General features: G+C 53.2%; 11 protein-coding genes. 1 reads left to right on the top strand and 10 read right to left on the bottom strand.

Features of this window, described 5'->3' with window-relative positions; translation table 11 throughout:
* Positions 1–165 precede the first annotated feature (165 nt).
* The 5 genes from AC3WT9_RS25305 to AC3WT9_RS25285 all read right to left on the bottom strand — a co-directional run bounded on the left by AC3WT9_RS25305 (position 166) and on the right by AC3WT9_RS25285 (position 5,855).
* Positions 166–1,041 carry a radical SAM/SPASM domain-containing protein gene (locus AC3WT9_RS25305; RefSeq protein ID WP_341089908.1) on the bottom strand — a complete coding sequence of 292 codons (876 nt, stop codon included), beginning with the start codon at positions 1,039–1,041 and terminating at the stop codon, positions 166–168.
* Positions 1,042–1,082: 41 nt separating this feature from the next.
* Positions 1,083–2,069 carry a Gfo/Idh/MocA family protein gene (locus tag AC3WT9_RS25300; RefSeq protein ID WP_341089907.1) on the bottom strand — a complete coding sequence of 329 codons (987 nt, stop codon included), beginning with the start codon at positions 2,067–2,069 and terminating at the stop codon, positions 1,083–1,085.
* A gap of 170 nt (positions 2,070–2,239) precedes the next feature.
* Positions 2,240–3,013: an SDR family NAD(P)-dependent oxidoreductase gene (locus AC3WT9_RS25295; RefSeq protein WP_341089905.1), complete on the bottom strand. Its 774-nt coding sequence runs from the start codon at positions 3,011–3,013 to the stop codon at positions 2,240–2,242.
* Between the two features lie 55 nt (positions 3,014–3,068).
* Positions 3,069–3,893 (bottom strand): acetoacetate decarboxylase family protein, encoded by an 825-nt coding sequence (locus AC3WT9_RS25290; RefSeq protein ID WP_341377342.1) that lies wholly within the window; start codon positions 3,891–3,893, stop codon positions 3,069–3,071.
* A 21-nt stretch (positions 3,894–3,914) separates the two neighbouring features.
* Complete coding sequence (locus AC3WT9_RS25285; protein WP_341089903.1) at positions 3,915–5,855, bottom strand: oxidoreductase; 1,941 nt, start codon at positions 5,853–5,855, stop codon at positions 3,915–3,917.
* A gap of 119 nt (positions 5,856–5,974) precedes the next feature.
* Between AC3WT9_RS25285 and AC3WT9_RS25280 the strand changes: the two genes are divergently transcribed.
* The gene (locus AC3WT9_RS25280) at positions 5,975–7,258 is read left to right on the top strand and encodes a PucR family transcriptional regulator (RefSeq protein WP_341089902.1); all 1,284 of its coding nucleotides are present in this window, start codon (positions 5,975–5,977) and stop codon (positions 7,256–7,258) included.
* A gap of 239 nt (positions 7,259–7,497) precedes the next feature.
* On the opposite strand, the gene thrC is transcribed toward AC3WT9_RS25280, so the two are convergent.
* From thrC to AC3WT9_RS25255, 5 genes are all read right to left on the bottom strand, one after another.
* Entirely contained in the window at positions 7,498–8,886 is a 1,389-nt protein-coding gene (gene thrC / locus AC3WT9_RS25275) for a threonine synthase (protein ID WP_492408058.1), read from the bottom strand.
* 215 nt (positions 8,887–9,101) lie between these two features.
* Complete coding sequence (locus AC3WT9_RS25270) at positions 9,102–9,596, bottom strand: CYTH domain-containing protein (RefSeq protein ID WP_341089899.1); 495 nt, start codon at positions 9,594–9,596, stop codon at positions 9,102–9,104.
* A 616-nt stretch (positions 9,597–10,212) separates the two neighbouring features.
* Positions 10,213–11,934: an adenine deaminase gene (locus AC3WT9_RS25265; RefSeq protein ID WP_341089898.1), complete on the bottom strand. Its 1,722-nt coding sequence runs from the start codon at positions 11,932–11,934 to the stop codon at positions 10,213–10,215.
* Between the two features lie 23 nt (positions 11,935–11,957).
* A complete protein-coding gene (locus AC3WT9_RS25260; protein WP_341089897.1) occupies positions 11,958–13,022 on the bottom strand; it encodes an ABC transporter ATP-binding protein in 1,065 nt (354 codons plus the stop codon).
* Between the two features lie 16 nt (positions 13,023–13,038).
* Positions 13,039–13,827 carry an ABC transporter permease gene (locus AC3WT9_RS25255; RefSeq protein WP_038586142.1) on the bottom strand — a complete coding sequence of 263 codons (789 nt, stop codon included), beginning with the start codon at positions 13,825–13,827 and terminating at the stop codon, positions 13,039–13,041.
* Between the last annotated feature and the right edge of the window lie 2 nt (positions 13,828–13,829).

Here is a 13,829-nt window from a genome sequence, read left to right as displayed (position 1 = left end):
ATGAAGATGTACTCCCCATGACGGCAATATGAACGGAGTATGAACAAGCCAAGAAAATGCTGCGGCATTACATGAACCTGACTTACCGGCCAGTGTTGTGATTGGCAGGGTGACAATGATGCTTGTGCCCCGGCCGGTTCACTTCCACCCAAATGTCGCCGCCTGCTAGGTTCCAAACCGCTGCCGGTACCCGCATTTGCGGCACAGCTCCTCTACGGCTTCCCTGCGGGAGAAGCCGTAGAACAGGTTGTTCGCCCGCTCGCCCTCGACAATCTCGGAGAAAGGCTTCTCATGGATGTTGCCGAGGTTGATGACACCCTCGCCATCAAGACAGCACGGCACGACCGTGCCGTCGACCAGCACCGCCGCCTGGCTGCGCAGCGCATGGCAGAAGCCTTTCCCGTCGTCCTCCGGCTCGTGCAGGGCAGGCCATCTGAACTCATGGTCCTGGTTTAGATAGATGCGCGGGGCGATTTTGACGCCAGTGCCCGGCATAACCTTCTCCTCAATCTTGAAATCCAGCTGAAACGCCTCCTCCAGCACAGCTAATGTCTCGCGGTTGCGGCTTCGTTCCAGATTGGTCAGGTTATCCTCCGTCAAATTCCATAGCCGGAAGGAGATAATCACACCCTGCGCAGAAACCTCCCGCACGAACGAAATGATCTCCCGGAGATAGCCCTCACGGTTCTCTGAGCCAGCATGTCCGTCGAAGCTGTGCAGCGAGAAGTTCATCTGCCTAAGCGCCGGCTTGCCGAGAATCTTCGGCCCCGCCTTACGGATCAGTGTGCCGTTGGTCGTAATGTTGACCTTGAAGCCTTTGGCGTGGGCAGCATCCAGCAGCTCGCCGATCTTCGGATGCAGCAGCGGCTCGCCTTTGACATGAAGATAGATATGACTGCTATGCGGCTTGATCTCGTCCAGAATCGTATTAAAGGTGTCGAGCTTCATGAAATTCTTCTGCCGCTCCGTGGGCGGACAGAAGCTGCAGGACAGGTTGCAGACGCTTGTAATCTCGATGTACACCTTTTTGAAAGTCTTCAAGTTCTGCTCCCCTTTTCCCTCTGTAATCCCAGCCGTTTCAACTATAGATCCGAGGCGTAGCGGAGGCCGATCTGTGCTCTGGCTTCCTCCATAACCTCCGCAACCGCGAGCGAATTGGCATGGCTGTTGGTGTTGCTCTCGCGGTGTCCATTCCTCAGCAGATGGATGAATTCCTTCACCTCATAATACATCGGTTCGAATACCTGCGGCAGCGTAAGCTCTTCGACCGTACCGTCACGGTAATGAATCTTAACCTGATAGGGCTGGTTGATCTTGTCAATCACCATCGTTCCGTTCTCCCCCTGAATCTCGGCAGGCAAATAGGAATCGGTAATCTTCGAATGCATGACAACCGCATCCATATCGGCATAGCGCATAACCATACTCCCCTCCCCGTCCACTCCGGAAGAGAGCATTATACCCGTAGCCTTAATCGAATCCGGCTTGCCAAACAACGCCACCAGCGGATACAGACAATAAATGCCCAGATCCATCAGCGAGCCGTTCGAATATTCCGGATTAAAAGCATTCAGCACCGTTCCCTGACGGTATGCATCATATCTCGACGAATATTGACAATAACTGGCGAAATACCGCCGCACTTGACCCAGCTTGTAGAGGTTGTCTCTAATAACGCCGAAATTCGGCATGAAGGTTGACTTCATCGCTTCCATCAGCAGCACATCATTGCTGTTCGCAGCTTCAATCATCGCCCGCAGCTCCGTGCTGTTGGAAGCGGCAGGTTTCTCACATATCACATGCTTGCCATGGTTCATGCATACCAGCGCCTGTTCGGCATGCATGGAATTGGGACTGGCGATATATATGGCGTCCACTTCGCCGCTGGAGACCATCTCCTCCAGATCGGTGTAAATGGCGGCTCCCGCATATTTGGCGGCAAAAGCGCGGCCCTTCTCTTCTGTGCGGGAATATACGGCTGTAAGGAGAAATTCCTCATTTTCCAGTCCGGCCTGAACAAAGCGGTCTGTAATCCAGTTGGTGCCTACGACCCCGAATCGAATTGTCATGATGATCCCGTCCTTTTTTTGTTCTCACTAAGCTCTATATGCTATTTTCTCACTGTCAGGGTAGTCATGTCCACTTTTAACGGGTAATTTCCGACAAATTCTGATAGGATCACTATGTGAAAAAAAGCACCTGCATAAATGCAGGCGCTTCTTCTCACAACACTTTTAAATTATATAATCGTCCAGCCTCCGTCAACGAACAACGTTTGCCCGGTAGTGTAGCTGCAGGCATCCGAGGCAAAATACAGCACGGCTCCATTCAGCTCACCGGGATTTCCGGGACGGCCCATCGGGCATACGGCGTTGTACATTTTCAAAGCCTGCTCCGAAAAGAGCGTATTCTCCGTCATTTCACTCTTGAACAAGCTCGGTCCAATCGCATTGACTGTAATTCCGTGCTTCGCATACGTTGCTGCCACACCCCGGGTCAGGTGAATCACTCCGCCCTTAGCCGCGTTGTAGGAATGGGTAGGGATAGACGCCGAAGCGGTAAGCCCCAGCATGGAGGCAGTATTGACAATCCGGCCGTATTTCCGTTCCTTCATATGGCGGATAACATGTTTGGACATCAGGAACACGCCCTTCAGATCGGTATCAAGCACCCGGTCCCAGGCCTCCTCCTCCAGCGCTTCAATCGGCACGGAATCGACGATACCGGCGTTGTTCAGCAGGATATCAATTTTGCCGAACTCGGCCATCACCTTTTGAACCGCAGCAATAATCTGGTTTTCTTTGGTTACATCACATTCGATCGGGATAATCCGGCGTTCCGGATACTTCGCCGTGATCTTATCAGCCACCGCTTTCAGCTTGTCATATCTTCTGGCCAATATCGCCACATCAGCCCCTTGATCCGCGAGCATTTCCGCAAACTCCACACCAATCCCGCTGGATGCGCCCGACACGATTGCCGTTTTCCCCGTTAAGTCAAAAAGATTGTTCATCGTAAACCCTCCTAATAGTTTTGTAAGCCCGCTCTGATAATGCCGTGTACTCGACTTATATGGACGATGGGGTATGTTCCGGCTGCAGCTTGTTCTCCCACCAATCCCAGCGGAGATAGCAATAGGGCAGGAACTCCATCGGATTGAGTTGTTCCAGCACCTTGCCTTTTTCCAGCACATTTGTGCTGACGGTATAGACCGCTCCCAGCATGTTCACGACTTCAAGCTCGCTCCATGGATCATGCTCAGACTCATGGAAGGTAATCGAAGCTTCGGCAGCCTTATACACCTTGACGTCACTGACCAGCCGCTGGGTCACCAGCGTAGGCATCAGATCAAAGCCGCTTCCGTCAACCGCATTGGCATACTTGATGTTATATAAAGGAATGTCCTTGCCGTAATACTCCTCCAGAATCCCTCCGGCCTTGCCGTCATTGAAGCGGTCCTCCATAGTGGCCTTTATGTTGAAGAAGTCAACGCCATGCCGGCTGATTGCCCCTTCGAAGGTACGTTCCGAACTGTTCATGCGGATATCGGCCATCTTCTTAGGCAGGCCGCAGACCTCGCGGCCCATCGCCATACCGATATCGCTTGTAATCGGCATAGACAGACAGTAGTTGCCCAACTGTCCGTTGTAGTCGGCCAGCACGAATAATCCGGCTTCACGGTAAGGCGGGCAGAAGTTCGTTGCCGGATAATCAGCCACAAACGCATTGACGAGCGGACGGCTGGCTGGCTTCAGCGGCTTCGGCAGCAGGCGTTCGATAATCTCCGGTTTCGTCTCCCAATACACTGTAAGCATCTCTGCATCATAGAAGGTAGTCGGTCTGCCTCCATACTTCTTGATATCCGCAAAACTTTTCACAAAACTCCCCATCATTGATTCCTCCTTTATTTAGTATCAATTCAGTACAAACGCTGTCTCGAAGCCGGACTGAATCGCCTGCCCGATTCTGCCGGGCTTGCCGGCATCGCCAATCACCTTCACCTTCGGCAGAGCCAGCTTGAGCTCTTCCATGAATGAACGCTCAGGTGCAACTCCAATGGACAGCACTACCGCATCCGCTTCCCTCACTGAGGTTTCACCCGTGGCGCTGTTCTCCAGCACAATGGCCCCGTCCCGCACTTCTACCAGCTTCGTCGAAGCCAGCAGCTCCACGCCGCTCTTTTTCAGCCGGGTGACAATGTCGATCAGGTTCGGAAGATACGCATCCGGGCCAACCCGCGGCTGCATTTCCACTACCGTGACCTGATTGCCGAGGCCGGCCAGATATTCCGCCGTCTCCAGTCCAGTCATGCCCGAGCCGATCACTACCGCCCGCTTGTTCTTGATTACAGCAGCTCCGCTTAACACGTCGACAACCGTGCAGACCGCTGCCTTATCCACTCCCGGAATAGCAGGCACAATCGGCTGCGCCCCGGCTGCGATAAATACCGCATACGGATTCAGCGACTTCAGCTGCTCCAGCGTAGGCTTCGCCATGAGCCGGACATCCACATTCAGCTGCTCCAGCTGATGCTGCATATTGTCGATGAACCAGTTCAGCTTCTCCTTAAGCGGCGGGCGGCTTCCCAGCTCCACGCTGCCTCCCAGCACATCCCGCGCTTCGAACAGTACCGGCTTGAACTCCCGCAGCGCCAGAATCCGCGCAGCCTCCATGCCTGCCGGACCGCCGCCGATCACGGCCACAACCTTGCCGCCGCCATCCCGCGGCGGCTCGGCGAATTCAAGCTCCCGCCCTACCCGCGCATTGACGGCGCACTTAATGACCTTGCACTCCATTACTTCCTGGATACAGTACAAGCAGGAGATGCAGGTTCTGATCTCTGCTTCGCGGCCTTCTGCCGCCTTGTTCCCCCACTCCGGATCGGCCAGCTGGGCTCTGCCGAGCGCCACGAAATCCGTATTTCCTTCCTGGAGCAGGCTCTCGGCAAACTCCGGTTTGCGGATTACATCACAAGCGATCACCGGAATCTGAACGGCCTGCTTCATGGCCGCAGCAAGATGTTTTTTCCACCCCTGCGGATAGGAGATCGGCTCAATGATCGTATTTGACGACTCATAGGTGCCAGCGCTTACATTTATGCAGTCCACACCGAGCTGTTCCAGATGTTTCGCTGTGAGCAGCGCTTCTTCCAGCGTAATGCCCCCGGGCACAAATTCATCCCCGTCGATCCGCACGGATACCGGGAATCCGGCCCCGCAGGTCTGCTTGATTCCTTGAACGATCTCACTCAGGAACCGCATTCTGCCTTCCAGTGAACCGCCGTATTTGTCGGTCCGCAGGTTGGTCAGCGGGCTTAGAAACTGCCCGATCAGGTACCCGTGGGCACCATGGATTTCCACACCGTCGATCCCTGCAGTCTGGGCGATAACCGCGCCGAATACGAATTTGCGCACCAGCCCTTCAACCTCTTCCGTAGTCAGCTCCCGGGGCATTTCGCCAATGGCTGATGACATGACTGCGCTAGGTGCCACAATTTGCTTGCCGCCGATCAGCCGCCCGTGATTCTGCCGTCCGGGATGCTGCAGCTGGAGAAAGATTTTGCTGTCATGGCGGTGTACGGCTCTGGCCAGCTTCTCCAGCCGCGGAACGAACAACAGATCACTTGCATTCAGCTGGTTGGGGGTTCCCACACCCGTTTCGTTGTCCACCCGCGTAATCTCTGTAATAATCAGGCCGCAGCCGCCGGCGGCACGTTCTTCATAGAAGGCAATCATTTCGTCCGAGGCTTCGCCGCTGGCCGCTGCCAGTGACGTGCCCATCGCCGGCATTACAATCCGGTTCTTCAGGGTAAGACGTCCTATTTTTCCTGCTGCAAACAGTTTCTCATATTTCATCTGCTTAGCACCTCCACCTATAGTGTAAGGCTCCAGTTACTTTGTGAATATATTTACAAGCGCCAAAAATCACTTCTTTATAGTGCAAATTGCACTATGATTATTAGGGGGCGATACCAATGGATGTTACCTTAAATGAGCTGCAGCGTGAAACAATCGAAGTTGAGCACTATACTGCATCTTTGTTCACAGCATACATTTCTGGCGCAGGCCTTTCGGCAATTGTGAACACAGCCGCAGGGCTGCTGGGAAATCCCGTGATTGTGTTTGACGCAAGCTTCAAGATTGTGGCCCACTCCGGCCAGGAAGATATCGACGATTATCTGTGGAACGAGAATATCCGCAAGGGCTACTGCTCTTATGACTTCATTGCGGCTGTGAACCGGATGGAAAGTGTTAGGCGGGGCAAACAAACGGATGCTGCGTATGAAGTTCACTGCGAGGAGACTGCCAATACCAAGCTGATCTCCAAAATAAAAGTAGGCGGCAAGCAAGTCGGCAACGTGCTGCTGCTCGGCTGCAAGACTCCTTTCCGGCCCAGAGATCCCGAACTGCTGGCGATTGCCGCCACCATCCTTGCGGAAGAAATGGGCAAGAGCAGCTACTACCGCAACGCCAAAAATATAAAGGTGGAGGATTTCATCTGCGGACTGCTGGATCAGCAGCCTCAGGACCCCGGCACTATCCGGGACCGGATGTTATCGGCAGGCCTAAAGTTCGGTACACAACTGCTTGTGCTGCTGTTCGATCTAACCCGCTATGAGGGATCGGGCCGTTATGACGATTATTTAAGAGAGCGTTTACAACAGCTTTTCCCAGGCAGTCCTTGCAGCTATTACGAGGGCCGGATCGTGATGATCCATGACGGAAACCTCTCCAAAGAGCTTGCCCGCAGCAGGCAGCTGCAGCAATTTCTGGACCAGACTGGAATCACCATAGGTTTCAGCAGCATGTTCTCCAGTCTGACCCAGTGCAGGACGCACTATCTGCAAGCCTTAAGCGCAATCCGCATCGGCCGGATTCTCTGCCCCGGGCAGCAGTTGACCTACTATGCCGATGTCCAGCTCTATGAGCTGCTTTCTGCCGAGGTGATGTCCGGCGAGGAGCAGGTGTACCGTCATCCGGAGCTGCTCAAGCTGCAGGAATACGATGCCGCTCATCAGTCCACCCTGTACCATACCTTCTTTGTTTATCTCAAAAACAACCGGAACATGCAGCTCGCTTCCGACGAGCTGTATGTCCACCGGAATACACTCAGATATAAATTGGATCATATCGCGAGACTGCTGGATACCGATTTCTCCGATTCGGAAAAAATGCTCGCCTATTACGTCTCCTACAAAGTCGCTGATTTCTGCGAGAAAGCCAGGGAACAGCAGTTGGCAGCGGTGCGTGGCGTATAAACGTAAACCGCAGCATGAGCAGAACACAGCCTTATGTGTACTTCGCCAAGCGGAAACGGCTTCGCCGTCCTCAATAGGACGATATCCGTTTCAGCGGGAAATAGAAGGATAATTTATAGCGTGAAGCATATAAATTTTTATATTTTAAGAACGCCAAGAGCCCCTTTCTTCACCAGAAGAAGGGGGCTCTTGGCGTTCTATGAATCAAAGGTGTCTAGTTCAGCCAGCAGCTGGCTTGTTTATCCGTAAAAAGCCTGCAGCTGCCGTACAATCTCCGCCTTGTCATACTCGACTACCGTCATATGCTGCGGCTTCTCAAACAAGGCCGAAATCTGCACCGGGAAGTCCTGCTTGATACCGGTCAGGGCAATCGCCTCGTCGAATTTGGCCGGATGCGCCGTTGCGAAGCTAATGGCCGTTTCGCCTGGACCGCTGAAGGCCTCATAAGCCGCGATGCCGCAGGCTGTATGCGGATCCAGCAGATAGCCATATTCCTGCTCGTATTTGCCGATGGTATCGAGGCATTGCCGGTTCTTGACCCCAAGCGCGGCAAAATCAGCCTGCACCTGGTTGAACAGCTCCCCGTCCACCGTAATTTTGCCGTCTGTTTGCAGCTGCGACATATATGCAGACAGCTTCACTGTATCCTCGTCCAACAGATAATACAGATAACGTTCAAAATTGCTCGCCACCTGTATGTCCATCGACGGACTGTAAGTGCCCGTAAAACTGCCTGGCTTGTATTCGCCGGTCAGTACGAACCGTTCGAGAATGTTGTTTTCGTTGGTGGCGATAATCAGCTTGTTGATCGGCAGGCCCATCTTTTTAGCCAAATAGCCTGAAAAGATGTTGCCGAAGTTGCCGGAAGGCACGCTGATATTGATCTTCTTCACGTCGCTGCCTTCAATTTGCAGATAGGCGTAGAAATAATAAACAGTCTGGGCCAGGATACGCACAAAGTTAATGGAGTTAATCGCCCGCAGATGATAACGCCCCTTGAAATCCAAATCCGCAAACAGCTCCTTAATGACCTTCTGGCAATCGTCGAAGTTGCCTTCCACGGACAGGTTCAGCACATTGCTGTCATCCACCGTCGTCATTTGCAGCTCCTGTACCTTGCTTACTTTGCCATGCGGATGCAGGATGCAGATCTTGATCCCTTCCTTGCCGCGAACGCCCTGAATGGCTGCCGCTCCGGTATCGCCCGAGGTTGCGCCGAGGATATGGATGATCTCGCCCCGCACCTTGGAGATATAGGAATACAGCTCACCCATAAACTGCAGCGCCACATCCTTGAAAGCAAACGTAGGACCTTGAAACAGCTCCAGCACATGTAGCGAATCGTTAATCTTGCGTAGTGGCGTAACCTCCGGCGCACGGAAATTTCCGTAGCTGGTGTATACCATTTCTTTTAGATCGTCATAGGGAATTTCGTCGTTGGTATAGTAGGAGAAAATCTTCAGGAACAGCTCCTGGAAGCTGAGGCTTCTCCACTCTTCCAGCGTTTCCGGGGAAATTACCGGGATCTTAAAAGGGACCATCAGCCCTCCATCATCCGCAAGCCCCATCAGAACCGTATCAATAAAGCCTCTGGCTTCCACATTTCCTCTTGTGCTTATATACTCCATACCTGTCTCATCCTCCTGAACCCCTCTTTATTTAACCTATATAGTAACACGTTTAAGTGTTAAAGTCCGTTATTTATGTGTCAACCCTTGCGATAAAAGCACGACCCTACAGAGCACAGCCTATTCAGCTATTCAGCTATTCAGCTATTCAGCTATTCAGCTATTCAACCGGCAGTTTGGCACGGCGATCACCCATCCCGGAACCCCCGGCTGCACTATTTATTCTGCAGCTGCTTCCAGACGGTCTTGTTGCTGTATTGCTTCTCTACGCTGACATCCTCACCGAACCAGTCCGGGGCGGCGAAGCTTTCCGCTTCCTCCAGCGAATCAAATTCAACCTCAAGCACCGTAAGCTCCAGCTGGGTGTAGAGATCAATTTCCACTGTAGTACCGTTCCATACGCCGGTAATCCGGGTTTTGACCAGCGGAATAGCCTTAACCGCATCAATCATCTGATTATAGATTCCTTCCGAGATGTAATATTCAATCTCCTGGCGGCTGATCCCCTTGCCATCCTTAAAGGTATGTGTAAAGGTAACCTCTCCTGAGTCCAAATCGGTAATTTTGCGCACCCGCAGTTCCTGCCCGTCTTCGATCGCGAGATAGGTCTGATCTATGCTGTGCCGGGTGAGTACCGTAAGCTGTCCGTCCTCTATAAGCCGCTCCGGATATTCCGGCAGCAGAAACTTGCGTTCGATTTCCATAGCCATGCTGTTCGCTCTCTCCTCTTCCAGTTCCGCTTATATTTTATATTATTAATCATCATAGGGTCGTGTCATACGCAAGTCAATCGCAAAAGCCGAATCTTATGGGAAAAGGCAGGTACGAGTAGCCAGCATATGCTTATGTTAAAACCATTTTTGCTGAGTCCGCGTTTCTGCCTGAAAGGTTGCTTGTTGAGCGGGTACGGCTGTTGCTCCATAGAAGATTTAGAACCCTGCCACATCATAACTGCCCTTCGTGCAACTAAAATTGCGCATATCAGCGTTAATCAAAATATAATTGCACCTTGTACAGTTAAATATCGCCGATACTAGGAAAAGTAAGCTTACTGTCCTTTTTAAGTGTACGAAATGCAATTATCGCTGAAAATAGACCGCTGCAGCTCCTTTTAATTGCAGTAAATGCAGTTATGTACTTCGGTGAGCTTGGCGCTGGTGAGCAGCTGCCGGTTTTGAGCTATTATGTGCTAGGAGCTATATCAGCAAAGATACCCCGTTGCAGCATAAAGACGTTAGATTCAGTATTCACAAGAAGACGGGGCATCCCCTGCTGGGATACCCCGTCTTCTTGTCTCAATGACTTTACCGCTGCATCTAGCAGCGGCTACTCTTCTCCAAGCGGAAACAGCAGCGGTACCACCCGTCCGGCGCCGACATCAATCAGGCCGTGGTCCGTGATTTTGAGTGCAGGACTGACAGGGAGCGAATGGGTGCTGATCGACATAATCGGGTTGTAATGATTATAACCCAGCGATTCCATTGCCGTACGCAGCGCGAGCACGCGCTCAGCCGTCTCTGCAAGCGGCGCTTCGGTCAAAATACCGCCAACCGGCAGCTCCAGCAATGCGAGCACCTCGCCATCACATACGACGCAGAAGCCGCCTTGTGCAGCTATCACTGTATTCGCCGCCAGGACCATGTCCTCAGGGTTATGGCCTACAACTAGCAGATTGTGATTGTCATGCGAATACGTAGTCGCAATGGCGCCGCGTTTAATCGTGTCACCGCCGATCAGGCCGTAGGCGCGGTTTCCGTTTTTGCCATAACGCTCAAAGGTGGCAATCAGGCCATAGCCGCTTTCCTGCCACTGCAGCTGGCCGTCCTTAACCTCGGCCTCAGCGTGTTTCTCTTCGGTAAACGTGGACACGTTGTTGACCATCATCACCCGGCAGCCATAGCGGCCGTCCGCCAGCTCCGATGACACCGCGAAGTCACTTGCAGCCAATGGAGCCAACTGCACGCTGCGGTAGAAATGGGCCGGGAACCGCGGCCCCCGCTCCACCTGAGGCAGCGGCTGCATGCGGTCGTAGACCTGGACGCCCCGTTTGTAGACCTTTTCGACCGCGAAGCTGCCCAGATCCGACAGCAGCACATAATCGGCGGCTTTGTTCGGGGCGATCACGCCGCGATCAGCCATCTTCATCCGCCGGGCCGGGGTGAAGGTGGCCGCATAGACTGCGTCCTCCGGTGCCATGCCCATGGCGATGGCTTTGCGTACCAGATGATCAAGGTGTCCGGTCTGCACCAGGGAATCGGTCATCACATCATCGGTCACGAAGCAGAAATGCTCGCTGACCGCATGGCTGATCAGATACTCCATCACATCCGGGGTCATCGATTTCTCCTGAATCTCGATGAACATCCCCGCTGCAATCCGGGCGGTCAGCCCTTCGATGCTCTGGTGGGTGTGATCTGAATCAATCCCGGCATAGATCAGGCGGTGCAGATCAAGGTCCAGCAGCTTCGGCGTATGCCCCTCGATGACAAGACCGGGATAACGGCTGCGGACATGCTGGATGATGCGGTTGCTTTTGCAATCAGGGTCGCGGATGACATCAACATAATTCATCACTTCGCCCAGACAGATCATCTGCTCCGTCTCCATCAGCTCGTCGATATCAGCAACTTCAATCGACCCGCCCGTTGTCTCCAGCGGAGTCGCCGGCACCGAGCTTGGAATCGCGTAGAACATATCCACCTGACAGTCCCGGCTGGCCCGGATCATCTCATGTACACCCTCTACACCGAATACATTGGCCATTTCATGCGGTTCTGGAACAATTGTAGTGACCCCATGCTGCAGAATACCGTAGGAGAAGGTCTCCGGCGTAATCATTGTGCTCTCGATATGCAGATGGATATCAATCAGGCCTGGCACCATATATCGGCCTTCCGCCTGAATGACTTCCCCAGCTGTGAACGTCTCCGCGCCGAGCGCCCCCACATAGAGGAAACGCCCCTCTTTCACGGCGACATTTGCCGTCTCGAACCGTTTATAGTAACTGTTGTACACTTTAGCGTTCAGTATAAGTTGATCTGTAATCATCATGTATGCTCCTTAATGACGCGCTACTGCACCAGCACCAGCTTCTCTTTTGGAAAATAAACCGTAACCTGCTGTCCTTGAATGAAAGGCTGCTCCATTTCCTGATTAACAGTGAATACACCCAGCTCCGTCTCTACCTGGTATTGATAGCTGCGGCCGAGATACGTGCTGATCTGCACCGTGCCAGGCAGTGTGTTGCCGGCGGCGTTTGGATCAGGCGCAGTGCCGAGCAGCTGCAGATCGTCAGGACGGATGGCACCAAGTAATCCGGTATTGCCTTCCCCGCCCGGCCGTTTGGCCGCCAGGAACTTCAGCGCTCCCCGGCTGAGCTCGATATCCGCTCCCTCGTCATTCCTGCCCTCAAAGGAAATGAAGTTCCCGAACCCGATGAACCGGGCCACAAATTCACTGGCCGGATACTTGAAGATCGCCGATGGCTTGTCGAGCTGCTCGATCTTGCCATTATTCATCACGGCTACCTGATCGGAGATGGAGAAGCACTCCTCCTGGTCATGGGAGACATAGACGGTCGTAATGCCCAGCTCCTGCTGAATGCGGCGGATTTCCACCCGCATGTTCACCCGCAGATTGGCATCAAGATTACTGAGCGGCTCGTCGAACAGCAGCAGGTCCGGCTCGATGACCAGCGCTCTGGCAATCGCTACCCGTTGGCGTTGTCCGCCGGAAAGGGCAGCGGGCAGTCTTTTCTCAAAGCCGCCCAGGCTGACAATTTCCAGCATCCGGGTAACACGCTTCTTAACCTCCGCTTCCTTCAGCTTGCGCAGCCGGAGGCCGAACGCTACATTGTCATAGACTGACAGATGCGGGAACAGCGCGTAGCTCTGAAACACAAAACCGAAATTCCGCTTTTCCACGGGGATCTTGGTATAGTCCTTCCCGCCGAACATGAATGCTCCTGATTCCGCGTTCAGAAAACCGGCGATCAGCCGCAGTGTGGTCGTTTTGCCGCAGCCGCTGGGGCCGAGCAGCGAGAGAAGCTGCCCCTTGGCCAGCGACAGATTGAAATCCTCCAGGATCAAACGGTTGTCATACGCAACCGATACATGATCAAGACTTAATAGTGACATTGCGTTATGCCTCCGTTTATCGTTTGGTAAAATAAGCGAATCCCATCAGACGTTCAATGACGAACATCAGCGCCGCCGTCAGCACCATCAGAATGACTGAAATCGCGGCAATCGTGGGATCGAAGTAATTTTGCACATAAGTCAGCATTTGAATCGGCAGGGTACTAATCCCCGGGCCGGTCATGAACACGGAAATGTCCACATTGTTGAAGGATTCCAGAAAAGCAATCAGAATGGCCGCCAGAATACCGGAACGGATATTGGGCAGGACCACTTTAAAGAACGTGTACAATCTGGAAGCCCCCAGGCTCTGTGCCGCTTCTTCCACGGCGAAATCGAAGTTCTCCAGACTCGAGGCAATCACCCGGATAATAAAAGGGAGCATGATTACCGTATGTCCGATTAACAGTCCGGCTACAATCGGCAGCCCGTACACTACAATCAGGTAGCGCAGCAGCGTGAAGCCCAGAACAATGCCGGGAATCAGGACGGGGGACAGAAAAATCGCATTCAGCGTATCCCGGCCGCGGAACCGGTATCTGCTCAGCGCGTAGGCCGCAGGCACACCCAGGAGAAGCGCCAGCAAATTGCCGAGCAGCGAGATCACAATCGAGGTCTTGAAGGTCTCCATGAACGCGCTGACCTCGAAGATATTTTTGTACCACTTCAATGAAAAGCCCTCAGGGGGGAATTTCAGGACTGTGCCCGGCTCAAAGGAAGTAACGGAAATGATGATGAGCGGACCCAGCAGAAAAATAAAGACCAGCAGCGTATACAGCGACAGCGCGCGGTTTCCTTCCTTCATGT

This window comes from Paenibacillus sp. EB106-06-01-XG199, from assembly GCF_058791575.1.
Note: the sequence above shows the minus strand (reverse complement) of the source record. Positions and strands in the feature narration are given on the sequence as shown.

Excerpts from the sequence above, each read along its gene's own strand:
- AC3WT9_RS25290 (WP_341377342.1), bottom strand. The coding sequence starts at position 3,893 with ATGATGGGGAGTTTTGTGAAAAGTTTTGCGGATATCAAGAAGTATGGA.
- AC3WT9_RS25265 (WP_341089898.1), bottom strand. The coding sequence starts at position 11,934 with ATGATTACAGATCAACTTATACTGAACGCTAAAGTGTACAACAGTTAC.
- AC3WT9_RS25270 (WP_341089899.1), bottom strand. The coding sequence starts at position 9,596 with ATGGCTATGGAAATCGAACGCAAGTTTCTGCTGCCGGAATATCCGGAG.
- AC3WT9_RS25255 (WP_038586142.1), bottom strand. The coding sequence starts at position 13,827 with ATGAAGGAAGGAAACCGCGCGCTGTCGCTGTATACGCTGCTGGTCTTT.
- AC3WT9_RS25285 (WP_341089903.1), bottom strand. The coding sequence starts at position 5,855 with ATGAAATATGAGAAACTGTTTGCAGCAGGAAAAATAGGACGTCTTACC.
- thrC (WP_492408058.1), bottom strand. The coding sequence starts at position 8,886 with ATGGAGTATATAAGCACAAGAGGAAATGTGGAAGCCAGAGGCTTTATT.
- AC3WT9_RS25280 (WP_341089902.1), top strand. The coding sequence starts at position 5,975 with ATGGATGTTACCTTAAATGAGCTGCAGCGTGAAACAATCGAAGTTGAG.
- AC3WT9_RS25295 (WP_341089905.1), bottom strand. The coding sequence starts at position 3,013 with ATGAACAATCTTTTTGACTTAACGGGGAAAACGGCAATCGTGTCGGGC.
- AC3WT9_RS25260 (WP_341089897.1), bottom strand. The coding sequence starts at position 13,022 with ATGTCACTATTAAGTCTTGATCATGTATCGGTTGCGTATGACAACCGT.
- AC3WT9_RS25300 (WP_341089907.1), bottom strand. The coding sequence starts at position 2,069 with ATGACAATTCGATTCGGGGTCGTAGGCACCAACTGGATTACAGACCGC.